Origin of the sequence: Halomonas almeriensis (assembly GCF_030409235.1) — a bacterium.
Classification (GTDB): domain Bacteria; phylum Pseudomonadota; class Gammaproteobacteria; order Pseudomonadales; family Halomonadaceae; genus Halomonas; species Halomonas almeriensis.
The window spans coordinates 123,466-142,445 of the sequence record NZ_JAUFPO010000009.1; the positions used below are offsets into that span (position 1 = coordinate 123,466).

21 protein-coding genes are annotated in these 18,980 nt (G+C 66.1%); 11 read left to right on the forward strand and 10 right to left on the reverse strand.

Annotated elements, in window-relative coordinates; all coding sequences use genetic code 11:
- The first annotated feature begins 38 nt into the window (after positions 1-38).
- The 6 genes from fkpB to QWY74_RS07455 all read left to right on the forward strand — a co-directional run bounded on the left by fkpB (position 39) and on the right by QWY74_RS07455 (position 4,017).
- A complete protein-coding gene (gene fkpB / locus QWY74_RS07430) occupies positions 39-500 on the forward strand; it encodes an FKBP-type peptidyl-prolyl cis-trans isomerase (protein WP_264824294.1) in 462 nt (153 codons plus the stop codon).
- A 94-nt stretch (positions 501-594) separates the two neighbouring features.
- Entirely contained in the window at positions 595-1,548 is a 954-nt protein-coding gene (ispH, locus tag QWY74_RS07435) for a 4-hydroxy-3-methylbut-2-enyl diphosphate reductase (protein ID WP_264824293.1), read from the forward strand.
- Positions 1,549-1,729: 181 nt separating this feature from the next.
- On the forward strand, positions 1,730-2,137 hold the full coding sequence (locus QWY74_RS07440) for a type IV pilin protein (RefSeq protein WP_264824292.1): 408 nt from the start codon (positions 1,730-1,732) through the stop codon (positions 2,135-2,137).
- A 16-nt stretch (positions 2,138-2,153) separates the two neighbouring features.
- Positions 2,154-2,549, forward strand: coding sequence for a type IV pilus modification PilV family protein (locus tag QWY74_RS07445; protein WP_264824291.1), 396 nt, complete (start codon positions 2,154-2,156; stop codon positions 2,547-2,549).
- A complete protein-coding gene (locus tag QWY74_RS07450; RefSeq protein ID WP_264824290.1) occupies positions 2,546-3,019 on the forward strand; it encodes a PilW family protein in 474 nt (157 codons plus the stop codon). The genes QWY74_RS07445 and QWY74_RS07450 overlap by 4 nt, the downstream gene beginning before the upstream one ends.
- Positions 3,016-4,017, forward strand: coding sequence for a pilus assembly PilX family protein (locus tag QWY74_RS07455; RefSeq protein WP_264824289.1), 1,002 nt, complete (start codon positions 3,016-3,018; stop codon positions 4,015-4,017). The genes QWY74_RS07450 and QWY74_RS07455 overlap by 4 nt, the downstream gene beginning before the upstream one ends.
- 29 nt (positions 4,018-4,046) lie before the next feature.
- Here QWY74_RS07455 and QWY74_RS07460 read toward each other — a convergent pair whose 3' ends face one another.
- Complete coding sequence (locus QWY74_RS07460) at positions 4,047-4,601, reverse strand: GspH/FimT family pseudopilin (RefSeq protein WP_264824288.1); 555 nt, start codon at positions 4,599-4,601, stop codon at positions 4,047-4,049.
- A 78-nt stretch (positions 4,602-4,679) separates the two neighbouring features.
- Between QWY74_RS07460 and thiO the strand changes: the two genes are divergently transcribed.
- Complete coding sequence (thiO, locus tag QWY74_RS07465) at positions 4,680-5,789, forward strand: glycine oxidase ThiO (protein WP_264824287.1); 1,110 nt, start codon at positions 4,680-4,682, stop codon at positions 5,787-5,789.
- Positions 5,790-5,796: 7 nt separating this feature from the next.
- Here thiO and QWY74_RS07470 read toward each other — a convergent pair whose 3' ends face one another.
- The gene (locus QWY74_RS07470) at positions 5,797-6,054 is read right to left on the reverse strand and encodes a PP0621 family protein (protein WP_264824286.1); all 258 of its coding nucleotides are present in this window, start codon (positions 6,052-6,054) and stop codon (positions 5,797-5,799) included.
- A gap of 109 nt (positions 6,055-6,163) precedes the next feature.
- On the opposite strand from QWY74_RS07470, the gene QWY74_RS07475 reads away from it, so the two are divergent.
- A complete protein-coding gene (locus QWY74_RS07475) occupies positions 6,164-7,795 on the forward strand; it encodes an NAD+ synthase (protein ID WP_264824285.1) in 1,632 nt (543 codons plus the stop codon).
- 269 nt (positions 7,796-8,064) lie between these two features.
- Here the strand turns inward: QWY74_RS07475 and QWY74_RS07480 are convergent, their stop codons facing one another.
- Positions 8,065-8,871: an outer membrane protein assembly factor BamD gene (locus QWY74_RS07480; RefSeq protein WP_264824284.1), complete on the reverse strand. Its 807-nt coding sequence runs from the start codon at positions 8,869-8,871 to the stop codon at positions 8,065-8,067.
- 162 nt (positions 8,872-9,033) lie between these two features.
- Here QWY74_RS07480 and rluD point away from each other — a divergent pair, with 162 nt between their 5' ends.
- Complete coding sequence (rluD, locus tag QWY74_RS07485; RefSeq protein WP_264824283.1) at positions 9,034-9,993, forward strand: 23S rRNA pseudouridine(1911/1915/1917) synthase RluD; 960 nt, start codon at positions 9,034-9,036, stop codon at positions 9,991-9,993.
- The gene (pgeF, locus tag QWY74_RS07490; protein WP_264824282.1) at positions 9,990-10,745 is read left to right on the forward strand and encodes a peptidoglycan editing factor PgeF; all 756 of its coding nucleotides are present in this window, start codon (positions 9,990-9,992) and stop codon (positions 10,743-10,745) included. Before rluD ends, pgeF begins: the two co-directional genes overlap by 4 nt.
- A 108-nt stretch (positions 10,746-10,853) precedes the next feature.
- Here pgeF and QWY74_RS07495 read toward each other — a convergent pair whose 3' ends face one another.
- Positions 10,854-11,096 carry a SlyX family protein gene (locus tag QWY74_RS07495; RefSeq protein WP_264824281.1) on the reverse strand — a complete coding sequence of 81 codons (243 nt, stop codon included), beginning with the start codon at positions 11,094-11,096 and terminating at the stop codon, positions 10,854-10,856.
- A 216-nt stretch (positions 11,097-11,312) separates the two neighbouring features.
- Between QWY74_RS07495 and QWY74_RS07500 the strand changes: the two genes are divergently transcribed.
- The gene (locus QWY74_RS07500; RefSeq protein WP_290314077.1) at positions 11,313-11,777 is read left to right on the forward strand and encodes a cold-shock protein; all 465 of its coding nucleotides are present in this window, start codon (positions 11,313-11,315) and stop codon (positions 11,775-11,777) included.
- A 193-nt stretch (positions 11,778-11,970) separates the two neighbouring features.
- Here the strand turns inward: QWY74_RS07500 and QWY74_RS07505 are convergent, their stop codons facing one another.
- The 6 genes from QWY74_RS07505 to QWY74_RS07530 all read right to left on the reverse strand — a co-directional run bounded on the left by QWY74_RS07505 (position 11,971) and on the right by QWY74_RS07530 (position 18,980).
- Complete coding sequence (locus tag QWY74_RS07505) at positions 11,971-12,357, reverse strand: hypothetical protein (protein ID WP_264824279.1); 387 nt, start codon at positions 12,355-12,357, stop codon at positions 11,971-11,973.
- Positions 12,358-12,371: 14 nt separating this feature from the next.
- Positions 12,372-13,541 carry a succinyl-diaminopimelate desuccinylase gene (gene dapE, locus QWY74_RS07510; protein WP_264824278.1) on the reverse strand — a complete coding sequence of 390 codons (1,170 nt, stop codon included), beginning with the start codon at positions 13,539-13,541 and terminating at the stop codon, positions 12,372-12,374.
- 51 nt (positions 13,542-13,592) lie between these two features.
- Entirely contained in the window at positions 13,593-14,618 is a 1,026-nt protein-coding gene (dapD, locus tag QWY74_RS07515; protein ID WP_264824277.1) for a 2,3,4,5-tetrahydropyridine-2,6-dicarboxylate N-succinyltransferase, read from the reverse strand.
- A 35-nt stretch (positions 14,619-14,653) separates the two neighbouring features.
- Complete coding sequence (locus tag QWY74_RS07520) at positions 14,654-14,992, reverse strand: arsenate reductase (RefSeq protein WP_264824276.1); 339 nt, start codon at positions 14,990-14,992, stop codon at positions 14,654-14,656.
- The gene (gene dapC / locus QWY74_RS07525; RefSeq protein ID WP_264824275.1) at positions 14,989-16,206 is read right to left on the reverse strand and encodes a succinyldiaminopimelate transaminase; all 1,218 of its coding nucleotides are present in this window, start codon (positions 16,204-16,206) and stop codon (positions 14,989-14,991) included. Before dapC ends, QWY74_RS07520 begins: the two co-directional genes overlap by 4 nt.
- Positions 16,207-16,298: 92 nt before the next feature.
- Positions 16,299-18,980, reverse strand: a complete 2,682-nt coding sequence (locus tag QWY74_RS07530) for a [protein-PII] uridylyltransferase (RefSeq protein WP_264824274.1) — start codon at positions 18,978-18,980, stop codon at positions 16,299-16,301.

Consider the following 18,980-nt stretch of genomic DNA (forward strand, 5'->3'; position numbering starts at 1 on the left):
CCGCAGAATCCTCTGACCGAGAATCGTGAGAGACGTCCATGAGCGATGAACACGCGAACGCCCAGTATATCGACGAGGGCATGCAGGTCACCCTGCATTTCACCCTGAAGCTGGAAGATGGCACCGTGGTCGATTCGACCCGCGACAAGCAGGCGGCGACCTTTCAGGTCGGCGACGGCAACCTGCCACCTGGCTTCGAGCGTCCCATCATGGGCCTCACGGCCGGTGAGCAGGGCTGCTACGAGATCTCCCCGGAGCATGCCTTCGGTCAGCACAATCCGCAGAACGTGCAGATGATCGCCGTCGATGACTTCGGCGACCAGGTGCCCGAGCCGGGCATGGTCATGTCCTTTGCCGATGCTGCCGGCGGCGAGTTGCCCGGGGTCATCAAGGAGGTCGGCGAGAAGCAGGTCGAGGTGGATTTCAACCATCCCCTGGCCGGGCGTACCCTGACCTTCGAAGTGGAAGTCATCGAGGTGTCGCCGGCGACCACCCATTGAGGCGGTCGGGGCAGCGGCCGTGTTCTGCTACCCTTGTCGTCATCATGTGTTTTCATCATGTCCAGAGGTGCGTGAGCACCGAGGCTAGGCAATCATGCAAATCAAGCTGGCCAATCCCCGTGGTTTCTGCGCGGGCGTCGACCGGGCCATCGAGATCGTCAACCGGGCGCTGGATGTCTGCGGCCCGCCGATCTATGTGCGCCACGAGGTGGTGCACAACCGCTTCGTGGTCGACAGCCTGCGCGAGCGCGGGGCGATTTTCGTCGAGGAGCTCCATGAGGTACCCGACGACGTCATCGTGATCTTCTCGGCCCACGGCGTCTCCCGGGCCGTTCAGGAAGAGGCCGACCGGCGGGGTCTGAAGGTTTTCGATGCCACCTGCCCGCTGGTCACCAAGGTGCACATGGAGGTCCTGCGCTATGCTCGGGACGGCCAGGAGTGCATTCTCATCGGCCATGCTGGACATCCCGAGGTCGAGGGCACCATGGGCCGTTACGACACCTCGCGCGGCGGCCAGATCTATCTGGTCGAGGACGAGCAGGACGTCGAGCGCCTCGAGGTCAAGGACCCAACGAAGCTGGCCTTCGTCACCCAGACCACGCTGTCCATGGATGACACGGCGCGGGTGATCGACGCCCTGCGCGAGCGCTTCCCCGAGATCGAGGGGCCGCGCAAGGATGACATCTGCTATGCCACCCAGAACCGTCAGGATGCCGTGCGCGACCTGGCCGCGGGCAGTGACCTGCTGTTGGTGGTGGGCAGCCCCAACAGCTCCAACTCCAACCGCCTGCGCGAGCTCTCGGAGCGTGTCGGCACCCCGGCCTATCTGATCGACAATGCCGAGCAGATCGATCCCGCCTGGCTGGAGGGCATCCAGACCGTGGGTGTCACGGCCGGCGCCAGTGCTCCCGAGGTGCTGGTCAACGGCGTCATCGAGCAGCTACGCTCGCTGGGCGCCGAGGCCCCCGAGGAAATCGCCGGCCGCGAGGAGACGATCACTTTCTCTATGCCCCGCGAGCTGCGCGAGCAGGTCATCGTCAGCGAATGACCCCGGCGCCGCCTCCCTGACCGCACGACGCCGGGCCATGCGCCCGGCGTTTTGTAGGTAGGGGCATCAGCCTGTTCATGTGCCGCCCATCCGAGGATGCGAACGCTGCATGTGGCTCGCCTGTCGGTCTGGCCATTCTTGTTCCATATTGGGGGCAGGATGCCGTGCCGGGGACAGGGATATGTGCCACTCGCCATTGCCGGATGCACACCGCTCGGGTGTTGCTGGCCGCCACGCCGGCTTCACCCTGCTCGAACTCCTGGTCGTGCTGGTCATTGCCGGCACGCTCATGGCGGTCGCCTATCCGCGTTATCAGCATGCCATGGCCGAGACCCGGCTGAGTGATGGCCAGGCGGCGCTGATGCGGCTGGCGACGCGGCTTGAGCGCTGTCATGCGCGCTCGCATTCCTATCAGGGGTGCCTCGACACGCCGCGGCTTTCCGCCGCCGGCCACTTTCGCATTACCGCCCGTCTGGATGCCAACGCCTACCAGCTTACGGCCACCCATGACGACACGGCAGTGTTCTCGGCCTGCCGTGTGTTACGCCTGGATGCTCGCGGGCGACAGCAGCCGGTCGAGTGCTGGTGACGTCGGGGGCCTGATCATGCATGGCGTCGATGCGCAACGTGCCTTCACCCTGCTGGAAGCCTTGATCGCCCTGCTGGTGCTGTCGGTGGGCTTGCTGGGCATGGCGTCGCTGCAGCTGGAATCTCTGCGGGGCGCGCATCTGGGCTATCAGCGTGGACTGGCCAGCCTGGCGGCGCAGGACGCGGTGGAACTGCTCTGGTCGCGCCTTGAGGCGGGTGGCTGCCCGCGTCTGGGCGCGGCGGAAGCGGCCTGGCAGGACCGCTGGCAGGAGCACCTGCCGGGTCTGCAGGGCGAGGTCAGCGCGCTCGGCGGGGGCTGTCGCTACCGGATCCGCCTGGAGTGGTCGGGGGCCGCCCGCGAGGCGGCGACCACGCTGGTCTATCGGGCCCGCTTGCCCGAGGTGTCGCCATGAGCGCCGGACGATCCGCCCAGGACGGGGTCACCCTGGTCGAGCTGATGGTGGCGATGGCCATCGGCATGCTGGTGCTCCTGGGCGCCGGGCGGCTCTATCTGGCCGGCGTCGACAGCCTGGGGCGGGTAGAGGCGCTGGGGCAACGCCAGCAGAGCGTGATGCTGGGCGCGCTGTTCATGCTCGAGGAGATTCGCCGGGGCGGTGTCGAGCCGGGACGTTATGAGCTGGTCGCGGCGCCCCAGGGGGAAGGTTGCAGCCTGCGTGACAGCCTGTCCGGGGAGCCGCTGGTGGATGGTCTGGCGGCGACCGCGGGCAGTTGCCGGGCCAGCCGTCCGGTGGAGGCAAGGGTGGCCGGTCGCGATGGCCTGTATCGGGTGCGCCTGCGACCGCTGGGCGAGCCTGCCCCCGTGCTGCTGCACGGCATGGACCGCCAGCGGGCCCTGGACCGGGCCACGCAGGTGGCCCCATGAAGCGGCGCCAGCACGGACTCGCCCTGCCGGTAGTGCTGATCCTGCTGGCCCTGGGGGCGATGCTGGGCGTCGCAGGTATGCGCACGGCCCTGACCACCGAGCAGTTGGCTGGCAACCTCGGCCTGGCGGCACAGGCCCGTCTGAGCGCTGAGACGGCGGCGGCCAGCGGACTGTCGGCACTGGCAGGGCCTGCGGCGATGCGCCCCCAGCCGGCCGATATCGAGGTGGCGACGCTTACCTGGGAGGCCTTCAAGGATCCGGCCCGCTTTGGTGGAGAGCCGGCCGCTTCCGGTGGCTGTGTGGCCCCGCGGCAGTGTGTCTATCGTTATCTGCAGGCTTCCTCGGGGCATTGGCGGATCCTGGCCATGGGGGCGCTGGTGGCGGCTGATGGAGCGGTCAGGGCGCGCAGCCGGCCCGTGGTGGTTGAGGTGGCGTTCTCGCCCGCCGCCCAGCGGCTGACGCGCTATGCGGCACTGGCGGCGGGTCGTGTCGAGGTGGCGTCAGGCGTCTCGCTGCAGGGTGAGGTGCAGGCCAATGGGGACGTGCCGCCGGTGAACACCACCCCGCCCGCTGATGCCGTGGCCCTGAGCGTGGAGGTCGACGCACAGGGCAAGGCCTATTGTCGTTTTGCGGCCAGTGGTGACCTCGACGGCCGGGTCTATCATTGCCCGGGGCGGCTGGAAGTGACCCCCATTGCGGATTTTCATCATGCGACCCTGATGGCGTCGGGGGATGTGCAGGTGCAGGGCAGCGCCGGACGGAACGAGACCCTGGATGTGGCGATCCTGGCGGGGGGCACGGTGCGTGTCACGGCGGCGGGCGAGGGCAATGCCTGGCTGCTGGCGGCCGCCGATGTTGTGCTCGAGGCCGGGGCGGCGCTCCAGGGCGCGGTGATGGCCGAGGGGAATCTGCGCATCGAGGGCGCGCTCAGCCACCGGGTCGGCCACCCGCGCCTGCCCGATTCTCCTGTCGAGACGCGGCTGGTAAGCTGGCGCTGAGGCAGTGGTTGATGGCTATTCTGACGGCTTCAACAGTCGGTCGGGGTGGCCTCGTCCACTCGCACGCGTCCGAAGTTGCTGACGATTACCGAGGCGCCTTCACCGTCCCGGCCACACAGCCGGAAGGTACCGTTGTGCCCGGTGGCGCTGCCATCGGGCTTGTAGCGTACCGGTCGTTGGTCCCGGCGATAGTCAATGGCCTCCAGTCGGCTGGGGCGACGTCGGCCGAGAAGGCGGCGCTGCTCCGGGGGCTGGTGCATCTCGCCGGCCAGGATGCTCAGTGGGCCTGTCCAGTTCTCGCCACAGGTCACGCCATCGTCACTGGGGCAGAGGGTGATCACGGTGCCGCGGCTGATGGCGGTATGCCGGGCTGTCGCCAGGCTTTCCTTGAGCCGCATGACGTCCGTGGCGACGTCCTGGCGTGCCATCAGCGTATCCAGACCGGGCACCGCCCAGCCGGCGGCCAGCGCCACGATGCCCAGCACCAGGCAGAGCTCAAGCAGCGTCACGCCGGCCTGGCGGCGAGGCGCCTGGCCGGTGCCCGGAGGCAACCGGGGGCGAGGGCGGCTTTGCAACCTGTCCATGGGGGCTCCCGCTAGGGCTTTCCCTCTGACAATAGCCGCTGACGGCTACTCTTCCATCAGTGATTCGGGATAGCGAATGTGAGTGATTTTCTTGTCGTAGGGGGCGGCGTCATCGGCATGTTGACGACGCTGCAACTGGCCGATGCCGGGCACTCGGTCACCCTGGTCGAGCGCGGGCAATGTGGTCGCGAGGCCTCCTGGGCCGGTGGCGGAATCGTTTCACCGCTTTATCCGTGGCGCTACACGACGCCGATTTCGCGGCTGTCCGCCTGGTCGGAGGGGCGCTATCCGGAACTGGCGCTGCGTTTGCTGGAAGAGACCGGCGTGGACCCGGAGTATCGCCAGAAGGGGCTCTTGTATCTGCGGGTCGAGGATGCGGAGGCGGCGCTGGCCTGGGCGCGTGAGGTGGGCAAGCCGCTGGCGTCCGTTGGCGCCGATTTTCTCTATACACGGGAGCCGCAAGCGGCGCCGGGCTGTGACGGTGCGCTATGGATGCCGACACTGGGCAGCCTGCGCAATCCACGCCTGGCTCGTGCCCTGGTCAAGCGTCTGCAGGCGATGCCCGGTGTCACCCTGCGCGAGGGATGCGAGGTCGAGACGCTGCTGGTGGAGGGCGAGCGGGTGGTCGGTGTGCAGACGCCGCTGGGCCGTCTTCAGGCCGATCGGGTCGTGGTGTGTGGCGGGGCCTGGGCGGCGCGCATCCTGGTGACAGCGGGAGTGGAACTGCCGGTACGCCCGGTCAAGGGCCAGATGATTCAGTTCCAGGCGCCGCCCGGGCTGGTGAAACGGGTGGTGTTGATGGACGGGCGCTATGTGATCCCGCGCGCCGATGGTCGCGTGCTGGCGGGCTCGACTCTCGAGGAAACGGGCTTCGACAAGTCGTTGAGCACCACGGCACGAGAGTCTCTATGGGACTCGGCGACGCGCATCGTGCCGGCTTTGGCCGAGTGTCCGGTGGTGCATCACTGGGCGGGGCTGCGGCCGGGCTCGCCGTGTGGTGTGCCGTTCATCGGGGCCGTGCCGGGAGTCACCAACCTGCACGTCAATGCCGGGCACTATCGCAATGGGCTGGTGCTGGCGCCCGCGGCAACTCGCCTGCTGGTCGATGAACTGCTTGGACGCGAGCCGATCGTCGACCCGCGCCCCTATCGCCCGGGCCACCGCGGCGCCGGGCGGGCCGGCGCATAGCGACGGGTTATTCGGCGTCGTCTTGCTCGGCGAGATACTTGTCACGGTGCTCGGTGGAGCAGAACCACTCCCGGCGCTCGCGCAGGGCGTCGCTCTCGGGCAGATGCACCTGGCACCAGGCGCAGCGCACCATGGCATTGGCCGGGGCGTCGCTCTGGTCGTCGGCCTGGCGGTCCTGCTGCCATTCCCGGTACATGCGGTAGAGCTTGAGACCGGCGAAGAACAGCACGGCGAAGATGATCAGGCGAATGAGCAAGAGATTCATCCTTTGAAGGACTCCCTGATAGTGGGATCTTGGGCGGCCGGCTTTGCCTGATGGCCGCCCTTGCGGGACAATGGTCCTATTGATGGATTCTCGAGAGATTTGGACGCCCATGCAAGACCTGACGTTGGTGATGGCTCAGCTCGACCCCCTGGTTGGGGATATTCCCGGCAATACCGAGACGGCGATCGAGACGGTACGCGAGGCACGCATCGAGCACGGTGCCGATGTGGTGGTGTTGCCCGAGCTCTTTCTGACTGGCTACCCGCCGGAAGACCTGTTGCTGCGCCCCTCTCTGGAGACGCGGCTACGCGAGGCACGCAGTCGCATGGCGGAGAAGGTGGCCCGCGATGTCATGGTGATCGTCGGTTATCCGGGGCGTCGCGAGGGCGGCAACTGGAACCTGGCGGGGGTGCTGTACAACGGCGAATGGATCGGCGAATACGCCAAGCAGGCCCTGCCCAATTATGAAGTCTTCGATGAGCAGCGCTATTTCGGTGTCGGTGACGCGCCGCTGGTGGTCGAGCACAAGGGTGCCCGCCTGGGGATCCTGATCTGCGAGGACGTCTGGGAAGAAGGCCCGGTGCAGCAGGCGCGCGAGGCCGGCGCCGAGGCCCTGATCACCCTCAATGCCTCGCCCTTCCATCAGGACAAGCCCGCCGAGCGTCTGGCGCTGCTCGAGCAGCGTGCCGGCGAGGTCGGCTTGCCGATTGTCTACGTCAACCAGATCGGTGGTCAGGACGAGCTGGTCTTCGACGGCGGCTCGGCTTGTGTGGCCGCCAATGGCGAGCTTCGTGTGCAGGCGCCGCACTGGTCGGTCGGCCTGATGCCGGTGCTCTTCGTGAAGGAGGATGGCGCCTGGGTGCCTCGGGTCGGTGAGATCGATGAAGACGTCAGCGCCGAGGAAAACCTTTACTGCGCGCTGGTCACGGGCCTTCGTGACTACGTCAACAAGAGCGGCTTCCAGGGCGTGGTGATGGGGCTCTCCGGCGGCATCGACTCGGCGTTGTCGCTGGCCATCGCCGTGGATGCCCTGGGGCCGCAGCGCGTGCATGCGGTGATGATGCCCTATCACTACACGGCCGACATTTCCCGGCAGGATGCCGCCGAACAGGCCCGGATGCTCGGGGTCGAGTACGAGGTGCTGCCCATCGAGTCGATGGTCGAATCCTTCATGGAGACGCTTTCCGCCAGCTTCGCGGGCACCGAGCGCGACACCACCGAGGAAAACCTGCAGTCACGCTGCCGCGGGGTGCTGCTGATGGCGCTTTCCAACAAGAAGGGCCTGATGGTGCTCTCCACCGGCAACAAGAGCGAGATGGCGGTCGGCTACGCGACCCTCTACGGCGATATGGTGGGTGGCTACAACGCCATCAAGGATGTCTACAAGACCTGGGTCTATCGCCTGGCACGCTGGCGCAACAGTCAGGAGCCGGCGATTCCCGAGCGGGTCATCGAGCGTCCGCCCTCCGCCGAGCTGGCGCCGGACCAGCAGGACAGCGACTCGCTGCCGGATTACGGCGTGCTCGACGCCATCCTGGTGCGCTACATCGAGGGCGACATGAGCGCCGAAGCGATCATCGCCGCCGGCTTCAACCATGATCAGGTCTATCAGGTGGTGCGCCTGGTCGACCGTTGCGAGTACAAGCGTCGCCAGGCGCCGGTGGGGGTGCGGGTGACCCGCCGCGGCTTCGGCCGCGATCGCCGCTACCCCATCGTCAACGGCTGGCAGCCGGGGGACTGACCCCGGCTGCGCCGGGAGCTTGAAGAACGGCGCTGCGCGCCTGGAAGAGTTAAGAACGCGGCTAGCGCCGCTTGAAGAGGGAAGAACGGCGCTTCGCGCCTAGAAGAGGGACGAACGCGGCTATCGCCGCTTGAAGAAGGAAGAAAACCCTTGACACCATACACCCTGGTATCAGCCTGGCTTCTTCCTTCTTCCTTCTTCCTTCTTCCTTCTTCCTTCTTCCTTCTTCCTTCTTCCTTCTTCCTTCTTCCTTCTTCCTTCTTCCTGCCTTACGCTGACACCTCGGCGTCGACGTAGCGGGGGTCGAAGGTGCGACCGTCGAGGCGTTCGTGGTCCGGGGCGTTGTCGATCAGCACCTGCAGGCTTTCCCTGGCGCGTTCGGGCATGTTGAGGCCGAGGTAGCCTTCCACCATGACCGCCAGGGCGTCGCGGGTGCCTTCGGACTCGGGGTAGTTCTCGATGACCCAGCGGCCCCGTTTGACGGCGGCCAGGTAAGCGCCCTTGCGCAGATAGAAGTCGGCGACCTCCAGCTCGTGGCGGGCCAGCAGGTTGCGCAGGTAGACGATGCGCTGACGGGCGTCCGGTGCGTACTGGCTGTTGGGGTAGTTGCGTACCAGGTCGCGGAAGTCCGAGTAGGCATCGCGGGTGGCGCCGAGATCACGCTTGGCGATGTCGATCAGGCGCAGAGACTCCAGGCTGAAGCGGCCGGCTTCCCAGGCGGCGAGACCGCGCAGGTAGTAGGCATAGTCGACCTGGGGGTGGTCGGGGTGCAGGCGTATGAACCGACTGGCCGCCGCGCGTGCCGCTTCCCAGTCATTGGTTTCATAATAGGCATAGATCAGTTCCAGCTGCGCCTGCTCGGCATGCTCGCCGAAGGGGTAGCGGGTATCGATGGCCTCCAGCCGATTGACGGCGGTGGTGTAACGGCCATCTTCCAGCGCCGCACGGCCTTCCTGGTAGAGCTGGCCTTCGGCAACATCCGGTGCCTGTTCTTCCTTGGTGCTGGCGCAGCCGGCCAGCAGGGCAGTCGCCAGCAGCATAGCGGCCAGGCGAGTTCCGGTCGTGAAAACGCGCATCGTGTTCCTCGTGTCAAACAACCCAGTGCAGCCGTGCTAGAATCGGCTCTTGATCCGCTCACTATAAAGCACCTTGCGCTGAAACGCAGTCATATCAGACGCATTGTACCCAACGCTTGGCGGGCAGTGCTTCATTCTCTCAGATGGACCCATGACGCGCCCATGTCTCAGACCCTCGATGCCCAGGAACGCATTCCCGACCACATGGCGGGCTACCGCCTTGACCAGGCGGCGGCCGAATTGTTCAGCGACTATTCCCGTGAGCGCCTCAAGGGCTGGATCAAGCAGGGCGCCCTGAGTGTCGACGGGCAGCCGGCCAGACCCCGGGACCGGCTGCATGGAGGGGAATGGCTGGTGCTGTCCGTGGAACTCGAGGAGGAGGCACGCTTCGAGGCACAGGACATTCCGTTGACGGTGGTGTACGAGGATGACGTCGTGCTGGTCATCGACAAGCCGCCCGGTCTGGTGGTGCATCCCGCCGCCGGCAACCCGGATGGCACTCTGCTCAATGGCCTGCTGCATCACTGTACCGCTCTGGCGTCAGTTCCCCGGGCGGGCATCGTGCATCGCCTGGACAAGGACACCAGCGGGCTCATGGTGGTCGCCAAGACGCTGGCCGCCCAGCATGCCCTGGTGGAACAGCTGCAGGCGCGCACGGTGTCGCGGGAGTACGATGCCGTCTCGGTGGGTCAGATGACGGCGGGGGGCAGCGTGGATGCGCCCATCGGACGTCATCCCGCGGATCGCAAGCGTCAGGCGGTCAATGCCTCCGGCAAGCCGGCGGTCACGCACTATCGGGTCGTCGAGCGGTTTCGCGCCCACACCCATGTGCGCTGTCGGCTGGAAACCGGCCGCACGCATCAGATCCGGGTGCACCTGGCACACCTGCGCTACCCCCTGATCGGGGATCCGGTTTACGGTGGGCGGCTCAAGCTGCCTGCTGGTGCTGGTGATACGCTCAAGGAATTGCTGCGCGAGTTCCCCCGTCAGGCGCTGCATGCCCGCAAGCTGGCGTTTGTGCATCCGACCAGTGGCGCAACCATGACCTTTCGAGCCCCCTTGCCGGATGATCTGCTGATGCTGCTCGACTTTCTGCGCGACGACCGGGAGACCATGGGATGAGTGATGCGCTCCACCTCGACCCGACACTGGTCGAGCCGGACTGGCCGGCCCCGGCCAGCGTGGCCGCCTGTGTCACGACCCGCGAGACAGGGCCCAGCCAGGGTGACTTTGCTGCCTTCAATCCGGCGTCGCATGTTCAGGACAATGCCGATCATGTCGCCCTGTGCCGTCGCCAGCTGGGCAAGGTCGTGGGCGATGAGCGGCCCCTGCTGTGGCTGGACCAGGAACATGGCGGCCGGGTTCAGCAGCACTATGCCGACCCGGCGCCGACGGCGGACGCGGCGGTGGCCCGTGACCGAGGCCATGCCTGCGTGGTACTGACCGCCGATTGCCTGCCGGTGTTCTTCTGTGATCGGGATGGCCAGCGAGTGGCCGTGGCCCATGCCGGCTGGCGGGGGCTGGCCAGTGGCATCCTCGAGGCCACCGTGGCAGCGTTGGGGGTGCCCGCCGAATCCCAGATGGCCTGGCTGGGGCCGGCGATCTCCAATGCCCAGTTCGAGGTCGGCCCGGAAGTGCGCCAGGCCTTCGTCGCCGTGCAACCCGAGGCCCTGGAAGCCTTTCATCCCAGCCCCTATCGGTTGGGCCATTACATGGCCGACATCTACAAGCTGGCGCGTCTGCGTCTGGAACGCCTGGGCCTGACCAACATCAGCGGCGGCCACTTCTGCACCGCCTGTGAGCCCCGCTTCTACTCTCACCGCCGGGATAACGGCGTCACCGGCCGCATGGCCAGCATGATCTGGCTTCGCTGAAGCTTGAAGAACGGCGCTGCGCGCCTGGAAGAACCCCTTGACGTCACAACCCCTTGCACCAGCCTGGCCTCTTCCCTCTTCCCTCTTCCCTCTTCCCTCTTCCTTCTTTCAGTAATGCGGCGGCCGTTCGTCGTCGGGGCTGGGGGCGTTGTCGCTTTCCTGCAGAGCGCGTTGCTGTTCGCGGATCTTGCCCTGCATCAACTGATTCATGCGTTCCAGCTGCGCCAGGCGTTTTTCCTGGGCGGCGATGGCCTGGTCCAGGCTGTCGATCCAGTCTTCCTGATAGGCGTAGCGGCTTTCCAGGGCGGTCAGGCGCGTGTCCAGATCGGAAGGCGTGTCATCGTGTTTCATGGTAGAATTCCGTGGTTGTTGGCCGCTTTTCGAGGCGGCAGCGGGGGCGGTATCGCGTGCCGTATTGTGCCTCGACACCGCGTCATGGAAACACGGCTTGAACCGCCAGCGCGTCGCTTCAGCCCGGCGCCTGCCGGGGGCATGCGCCCCGGGGTCTTTGATCAAGCCGTTGCGTTTTTTTACCTTTCCCTTTACACAAGAGAGCATCAAGCGTTTATGAATCGGAAGGTTGTTTTACGTTGTAGTCTTATCAGTCTGTTGCTGGCCGCGCCGGCGCCTCTGCTGGTGACCCTGTTCGTGTCGCTCGCCGGTGGCACGGTCTCTGAGGAGCTCCTGGCGAGCCTCGAGCTGGGCAGCGTTGGTGTGGCCTACCTCGCCACGGCGCTGGCCGTATTCGTGCTGTTGCTGGCCGCCACCCTGGCCGTCAATGCCCTGACTCCGCAGCTGGTCAATCTGGCCGAGGTCGAGGACGATGACCGCGAAATCGGTGAGGTCAAATGGTTCAATGTCAACAAGGGCTACGGCTTCATTACCCGCGACAGCGGCGAGGATGTGTTCGTGCACTTTCGCGCCATTCGCGGCCGTGGCCATCGCACCCTGGCCGAGGGCCAGAAGGTGAAGTATCAGGTCTCGCGTAACGAACGCGGGCTGCAGGCCGACGACGTGACGGTGATTACCTGAAGACGGCTCGCCCGGCCATCCGGCCGGGCGAAGCCCGTAGCTGTAAGCTTGAAGTTGGAAAAACGGCGCTTCGCGCCTTGAAGAGGTAAGAACGCGGCTAGCGCCGCTTGAAGAAGGAAGAAAACCCTTGACACCATACACCCTGGTATCAACCTGCCTTCTTCCTTCTTCCTTCTTCCTTCTTTCTTCTTTCTTACTGCCCCGAATCCGGCCATTCGATGGTTGTTTCCTGACCGTCGGGCATGATCTGCAGGAAATGGTCCGGTTCGTCGCCGGGTTGCCAGCCGCCCAGTGAACATCTTACCTCGCAGCCGAGTCGCCTGGCGGCTTCGTGGGCACAGTCGCTGTCCGTCGTCCAGGGAGTGTGGGCGCTGTCGAACCACAGGCTGGCAAAGCCGTCGGCGGCCTTTGCGATCAGCAGGATGTTGATTTCATGGCCGTCACGCTGAGTGGTAGCGCGCCAGCGGTTCTTGCCGGCCCTGGCCAGCGGCGGGGTGGCGAGCACCTCGTCTAGCCAGGCATTGAGGGGCTCAAGTTCCAGCTGCGCGAGGTAGATCTCGATATCGGGATAGGCTTCCATGATGCGTCTTCCTCTCAGGCATTGCCCTTGGTGAACAACCGGTCGAGCACGGCCTCGTAGACGCGACTCAGGTCGTCCAGGTCGGTGGCGCGAATCCGCTCGTTGACCTTGTGGATCGTGCCGTTGCTCGGCCCGAGCTCGACCACCTGGCTGCCCAGGGTGGCGATGAAGCGACCGTCCGACGTGCCACCGGCGGTGGACAGGGTCGGGGCGTAGCCGAGAACGTCCTCGACGCCATGCACGGCGGCATCCACCAGCTCGCCCTCGCGGGTCAGGAAGGGTTCGCCGTTGAGTGTCCAGTCGATGGAAAAGTCCAGGCCGTGGGCGTCGAGGATGGCTTCGGTGCGGTCGCGCAGGGCCTGCTGGGTGACTTCCGTGGAGTAGCGGAAGTTGAAGGTGGCCTGCACCTCGCCGGGAATCACGTTGGTGGCCCCGGTGCCGGCGCGCAGGTTGGAGACCTGGAAACTGGTGGCGGGGAAGCAGTCATTGCCGGCGTCCCAGTGCTCACGGGCCAGGGCATCGAGGGCCGGCGCGATCTGGTGGATGGGGTTGCGGGCCAGATGCGGGTAGGCCACATGCCCCTGGATGCCATGCACATGCAGCACGCCGCCCAGTGACCCGCGGCGCCCGTTCTTGATGGTGTCGCCTAGGCGTTGCGCGGAAGATGGCTCGCCGACGATGCAGTAGTCCAGTCGCTCGTGGGCTTCGCGCAGGTGCTCGACCACGGCGCGAGTGCCATCCACGGCGGGGCCTTCCTCGTCGGAGGTGATCAGAAAGGCGATTCGCCCCGGGTGGTCCGGGTTCGCGCTGACGAAGCGTTCCACGGCGGTCAGCATGGCGGCAAGGCTGCCCTTCATGTCGGCGGCGCCTCGCCCGCACAGCATGCCCTGGTCATCGATGCGCGGTTCGAAGGGCGGGTACTCCCAGTGGGCCTCGGGGCCGCTGGGCACCACATCGGTATGGCCGGCAAAGGCAAGCACCGGGCCGTGATGACCGTGCACGGCCCAGAAATTCTCGACATCGCCAAAGGGCAGCGGCTGGATGTGAAAGCCGAGCTGCGCCAGGCGCTCGGTCATCAAGGCCTGACAGCCCTGGTCATCGGGGGTGACCGAGGGCCGCCGCAGCAGTTCCATGGCGAGCTCGAGGGTGGCAGACAGACGGTCGGATGGATCGGGTGAGGACATTCGGGTTTCCGGCAGGTCGCCCCCGGGCGTCGTGGCGCCCGGGGGTGCGACTCAGTTGTGGGCGTGTAGCGCTTCGTTGAGCGCAATGGCGCTCTTGTTGGTCAGGCACTCGATGCGCCCGTTCAGCGAGTTGCGACGCAGCAGCAGGTCGTCCTGGCCGGCCAGCTCGCGAGCGGCGACGCGGCGCACTTCCTGGCCTTCATCATCGAGCAGGGTCACCTTGGCGCCCGCTGTGATGTAGAGCCCGGCCTCCACGGTGCAGCGATCGCCCAACGGGATGCCGATGCCGGCATTGGCGCCGATCAGGCAGCCCTCGCCGACCCTGATGACGATGTTGCCGCCGCCGGACAGGGTGCCCATGGTCGAGCAGCCGCCACCGAGGTCCGAGCCCTTGCCGATCACCACGCCGGCCGAGATGCGCCCTTCGATCATGCCCGGGCCTTCGGCGCCGGCATTGAAGTTGACGAAGCCTTCGTGCATGACGGTGCTGCCTTCACCCAGGTAGGCGCCCAGGCGAACGCGCGCGGTGTCGCCGATGCGCACGCCGGCCGGCACCACGTAGTCGGTCATCTTGGGGAACTTGTCGACGCAGTCGACCGACAGCTGACGGCCTTCCAGGCGGGCCTTGAGGCGGCGCGCCGGCAATTCCTCGACATCGATGGCGCCTTCGTTGGTCCAGGCGATGTTGCGCAGCAGGCCGAACATGCCGGTCAGGTCGGTGCCGTGGGGCTTGACCAGACGGTGCGACAGCAGGTGCAGCTTGAGGTAGACCTCGGGGACACTCTGCGGCGGCGCGTCCTGGTGGATGAAGGTGGCGACCAGTGGCCGCTGGCTGGCGGCCAGCGCTTCGGCGAGCTCGGCCTGGGTCTCGTGACCCGCCGAGCGCAGGGCGTCGGTCAGGGCGCTGCAGTGTTCCGGCAGAAAGCTCACGGCGGCGGTGCCGGCGGGCGCATCCAGTACGCCGGCGGCCGCCTCGACCAGGCTCGGGTCGGGATTCAGCAAGGGGGCCGGATAGTAGATTTCCAGCCAGTCACCCTGGGTGTTCTGGGTGCCGATGCCGAGGGCGAAGCTGAGCATGAGTGAATCCTCTTGGGTTCAGGGCGCCGGGCGCCTCATAAGTTGTCGTAGTCGCCGTCCTTGAAACCGACAATGACGGTGTTGCCGGTATCCAGCAGCGGGCGCTTGAGCAGGGTCGGGTGGGCCAGCATCAATTTGCGTGCCTGGTTGGAGTCGATATCGGCCTTGTCGGCCTCATCCAGTTGCCGCCAGGTGGTGCTGCGCTTGTTGAGCAGGGTCATCACCGGCACATGTTCGAGGATGTGTTCGAGCAGGGCCGCGGACAGGCCGTCCTTGCGCAGGTCGTGGGTCTGGAAAGGGATACCCCGGCTTTCCAGAGCGCGGCGGGCGCGCCGGCAGGTGTCACAGTTGTGAATCAGCATCAGTGTCATCATGGTTGGATCTCCTGACTGATGGTGTCCTCGATCAGGCGGCGCATGCGCTGTGCCGCTTCGCGGGTGGCCTCCAGCTCATCCACCAGCGCCAGGCGGACTCGTCCACTCCCGGGGTTGCGGCCCTGCGCTCCCGGACGCCCCATGTAGCTGCCGGGCAGCACGCTGACGTTTTCGCGGCGATAGAGGTCACGAGCGAAGGCTTCATCATCGCCGCCCGGCACGGCCGGCCACAGGTAGAAGCTGGCCTGTGGAGCGGGGAAGTCCATGACCGGCGCGAGGATCTCGGTGACCGCGGCGAACTTGTCGCGATAGGCGTCGCGGTTGACGCGGACATGGGTTTCGTCGCGCCAGGCGGCGATGGAGGCGTGCTGCACGGGCAGCGACATGGCGCAGCCATGATAGGTGCGATAGCGGCGAAAGGCGCCGATCAGCTCGGCATCGCCCGCCACGAAGCCGGAGCGCAGGCCCGGCAGGTTGGAGCGCTTGGACAGCGAGTGAAAGACCAGGCAGCGTCGATAGTCATCACGCCCCAGCCGCGCACAGGCCTGCAGCAGCCCGGGCGGTGGTGTGGCTTCGTCGAGGTAGAGCTCGGAGTAGCACTCGTCGGCGGCCACGATGAAGTCGTGCTCGTCGGCCAGCCGGATCAATTTCTCGAGCTCGTCCAGCGGCGTGACGGCGCCGGTGGGATTGCCTGGCGAGCAGACAAAGACGACCTGCACGTCCTGCCAGGTGGCGGCCGGCACGGCGTCGAGGTCGGGGCGGAAGTCGTGGTCGGCGTGACAGTCCAGGGTCAGGGTACTGCCGCCGGCCAGCAGGGTGGCGCCTTCGTAGATCTGATAGAAGGGGTTGGGCACCGCCACCCTGGCAGGACGGCTGCGGTCCAGGGCGCACTGCACGAAGGCGAAGATGGCCTCGCGGGTGCCGTTGACCGGCAGCACCTGCTGATCGGCATCCAGCCCGCGCAGCGCGAAACGCGACACGGCCCAGTCGGCAATCGTCTGACGCAGCTCGGGGAGTCCGGCAATGGTCGGATAGCGCGCCATTTCCCGGCAGTTTTCGTTCAGTGCCTCCAGGGCGCCGGCATAGGGCGCATGGCGAGGCTCTCCGATGGTCAGCTGGATATGCGTCCGCGACTCGGGGGGCGCGATGCCCGCCTTGAGGGCCGCGAGTCGCTCGAACGGATAGGGTTGCAGCGCGTCGAGATCAGGGTTCATGAGTGTCCAGTCCGGCCGGGGTCGGCGTCGTTGTGCGGTGCAGGCAAGCCACCGATTATAGGGAAGCCCTGCAGGGGCCTCAAACGCGCCGCTCAGCCGCTGACATCGAGGGTCTCGATCAGTCGCTGGCGAAGACGCCGCAGTCGTTGTGCGTCGCGAATCGGGTGGCCGGCCTTGTCGGTGATGAAGAAGACGTCCTCGACCCGCTCGCCCAGGGTCGCGATCTTGGCGGCCGAAAGCGCAATATCCTGCTCCATGAAGATGCGCCCGACCCGGGCCAGCAGACCGGGGCGGTCCGGTGCCGTGAGCTCGAGGAGGGTGCGTTCATTGGCCGGGTCCTGGCGGATCTCGACTTCGGTGGCGACACGAAAGTGCTTGAGCTGCCGGGGAGTGTGGCGGGTGACGATCTTCGGGTAGTCGTCGGGGTCGTCGAGTTCTTCCTGGAGGTGGCGGCGGATGGACTCGAGTCGTTGGGTGTCGCGAATCGCCTCGCCGTCATCATCGAGCACGATGAAGGTGTTGAGGGTCCAGTTGTTGCTGGAGGTGGCGATGCGTGCGTCATGGATCGACAGGCCGAGCTGCTCCATGGCCGCCGAGGTGGCGGCGAACAGGTCGTCCACCGAGCGGGTGTGGATGAAGACCTTAGTACCGCCTTCGGCCATGTCGCTGGTCGGGGCGCTGAGCAGGATGAGCGGCAGGCTGCTGCCTTCGTGGGCGAGGATGCCCTGGGTTTGCCAGGCGATCTCGCTGGGCGCGTACTGCAGAAAGTAGTCTTCGCCGAGCGATGCCCACAGACGGTCGACACGCGTCATGTCGGTGCCCACCGTGGCCAGCAGTGAATGGGCCTCGTGCCAGGTCTCGCGAATCGAGTCGTTGCGCTCCATGGGGTTCTCGAGCCCGCGGCGCAGGGCACGCTTGGTCTCGCCATGCAACTGGCGCAGCAGGGTGGCCCGCCAGCCGTTCCAGAGGGTCGGGTTGGTGGCGTTGATATCGGCGACGGTCAACACATAGAGGTAGTCGAGGCGCGTCTCGTCGCCAACTTCGCGAGCAAATTCGCTGATGACCTCGGGGTCGGCGATATCGCGCTTCTGCGCCACCATGGACATCAACAGATGATGCTCGACCAGCCAGCTGACCAGGCGGGTGTCGCGTTCGGGGAGATCATGCTCGCGGGCAAAGGTCTCGACGTCTTCGGCGCCGATCAGCGAATGATCTCCGCCGCGGCCCTTGCCGATGTCATGAAAGAGTCCGGCGATCCACAGCAGATCGAGGCGTGGCAGTTGCTGCACCAGCTCCACGGCCACCGGGAAGCTTTCCCGAGCGCTGGACTTGCGGAACCCGTGGATGCACTTGAGCAGCCGCAGGGTGTGAGCATCGATGGTGTAGATATGGAAGAGGTCGTGCTGCATCAGCCCGACCGCCTGGCCGAACACCGGCAGGTACTTGCCCAGCACGCCATAGCGGTTCATGCGTCGCAGCTGGCGGGCCACATTGCCACCTGAGCGCATCAGTGCCATGAACAGGCGCTGGTGGTGCGGGTTGGCGCGATAGCGGTCATCGATCAGGTGGCGATGGTCACGGATCAGGCGAATGGTGTCGGCGCGCACGCCCTCGATCTCGGGGTGCTCGGCCATGAGCAGGAAAAGCTCGAGCAGGGCCGAGGGGTGCTCCTGGAAGAGGCTGCGCGAGCGGGCCTGGATGTAGTCACCCTTGACCTCGAAGCGCTCGTTGAGCGGCCGGGTTTCCACGACTTCACCGCGGTGCAGGATGGCTTCGTCGAAGTGCTGCAACAGCATGTCATTCAGCCCGCCCAGGGCGGTGACATGCCGGTAGTAGCGTTTCATGAACTGCTCGACGGCCAGGCGTTCGGGGGTGTCATGGTAGCCGAACATGGTGGCAATGGTTCGCTGGTGGTCGAACAGCAGACGATCCTCGGCGCGCCCTGTGAGCATGTGCAGGGCGTAGCGCACCTGCCACAGGAAGGCCTGACCCTGGCTGAGGATATGCAGCTCGGCATCGTTCATGAAGCCGTGGGCCACCAGGTCCTCGTAGCGCTGGGTGGCGAAGTGACGCTTGGCCACCCAGCCGATCATCTGGATGTCGCGCAGCCCACCCGGGGAGCTCTTGATATTGGGCTCCAGGTGGTACTCGCTGTTGTTGAAGCGGGAATGGCGGTGGATCTGCTCCTGGCGCTTGGCCTCGAAGAAGTGGTCGGCGGGCCACAGCGCCTGCGGCGACAGGCGCGCCTGCATGGCTTCGCGCAGGCGTTCGGGGCCGGCCAGGGTGCGCGACTCGATAAGGTTGGTGATCACCGTGACATCGGCCGCTGCCTCGTGCGAACAGTCATTTAGCGAGCGCACGCTGTGGCCGATTTCCAGGCCGATGTCCCAGAGGAAGGTGATGAAGGCCGACAGCGGCTCGCGGTAGGCCGAGTCATCGTCGTGCTCGAGCAGCAAGAGCAGGTCGATGTCCGAGCGAGGATGTAGCTCGCCGCGCCCGTAGCCGCCGACGGCGAGCAGGGCAATGCCGTCATCCGGCCAGTCATGCTGCTGCCAGGCGATGGCCAGCAGTTCATCCAGGCAGCGTGCCCGGCCGTGCACCAGGTCGCGGATGTCCGCGCCGGCCCGGAAGCGTTCGTCGAGCCGTGTCTGTATCTCGCCCAGCGCTGCCTTGAATGGCGCGATGGGTGAGCGACTGCCACTCAGTTCGGCATGGAACTTGTCGATGTCGAAGAGGCTTTCGTCGGCTTCGAAGCGATAGTGATGAAGCAGCAT

Excerpts from the sequence above, each read along its gene's own strand:
- fkpB (WP_264824294.1), top strand. The coding sequence starts at position 39 with ATGAGCGATGAACACGCGAACGCCCAGTATATCGACGAGGGCATGCAG.
- ispH (WP_264824293.1), top strand. The coding sequence starts at position 595 with ATGCAAATCAAGCTGGCCAATCCCCGTGGTTTCTGCGCGGGCGTCGAC.
- QWY74_RS07440 (WP_264824292.1), top strand. The coding sequence starts at position 1,730 with ATGTGCCACTCGCCATTGCCGGATGCACACCGCTCGGGTGTTGCTGGC.
- QWY74_RS07445 (WP_264824291.1), top strand. The coding sequence starts at position 2,154 with ATGCATGGCGTCGATGCGCAACGTGCCTTCACCCTGCTGGAAGCCTTG.
- QWY74_RS07450 (WP_264824290.1), top strand. The coding sequence starts at position 2,546 with ATGAGCGCCGGACGATCCGCCCAGGACGGGGTCACCCTGGTCGAGCTG.
- QWY74_RS07455 (WP_264824289.1), top strand. The coding sequence starts at position 3,016 with ATGAAGCGGCGCCAGCACGGACTCGCCCTGCCGGTAGTGCTGATCCTG.
- QWY74_RS07460 (WP_264824288.1), bottom strand. The coding sequence starts at position 4,601 with ATGGACAGGTTGCAAAGCCGCCCTCGCCCCCGGTTGCCTCCGGGCACC.
- QWY74_RS07470 (WP_264824286.1), bottom strand. The coding sequence starts at position 6,054 with ATGAATCTCTTGCTCATTCGCCTGATCATCTTCGCCGTGCTGTTCTTC.
- QWY74_RS07475 (WP_264824285.1), top strand. The coding sequence starts at position 6,164 with ATGCAAGACCTGACGTTGGTGATGGCTCAGCTCGACCCCCTGGTTGGG.
- QWY74_RS07480 (WP_264824284.1), bottom strand. The coding sequence starts at position 8,871 with ATGCGCGTTTTCACGACCGGAACTCGCCTGGCCGCTATGCTGCTGGCG.
- rluD (WP_264824283.1), top strand. The coding sequence starts at position 9,034 with ATGTCTCAGACCCTCGATGCCCAGGAACGCATTCCCGACCACATGGCG.
- pgeF (WP_264824282.1), top strand. The coding sequence starts at position 9,990 with ATGAGTGATGCGCTCCACCTCGACCCGACACTGGTCGAGCCGGACTGG.
- QWY74_RS07495 (WP_264824281.1), bottom strand. The coding sequence starts at position 11,096 with ATGAAACACGATGACACGCCTTCCGATCTGGACACGCGCCTGACCGCC.
- QWY74_RS07500 (WP_290314077.1), top strand. The coding sequence starts at position 11,313 with ATGAATCGGAAGGTTGTTTTACGTTGTAGTCTTATCAGTCTGTTGCTG.
- QWY74_RS07505 (WP_264824279.1), bottom strand. The coding sequence starts at position 12,357 with ATGGAAGCCTATCCCGATATCGAGATCTACCTCGCGCAGCTGGAACTT.
- dapE (WP_264824278.1), bottom strand. The coding sequence starts at position 13,541 with ATGTCCTCACCCGATCCATCCGACCGTCTGTCTGCCACCCTCGAGCTC.
- dapD (WP_264824277.1), bottom strand. The coding sequence starts at position 14,618 with ATGCTCAGCTTCGCCCTCGGCATCGGCACCCAGAACACCCAGGGTGAC.
- QWY74_RS07520 (WP_264824276.1), bottom strand. The coding sequence starts at position 14,992 with ATGATGACACTGATGCTGATTCACAACTGTGACACCTGCCGGCGCGCC.
- dapC (WP_264824275.1), bottom strand. The coding sequence starts at position 16,206 with ATGAACCCTGATCTCGACGCGCTGCAACCCTATCCGTTCGAGCGACTC.
- QWY74_RS07530 (WP_264824274.1), bottom strand. The coding sequence starts at position 18,980 with ATGCTGCTTCATCACTATCGCTTCGAAGCCGACGAAAGCCTCTTCGAC.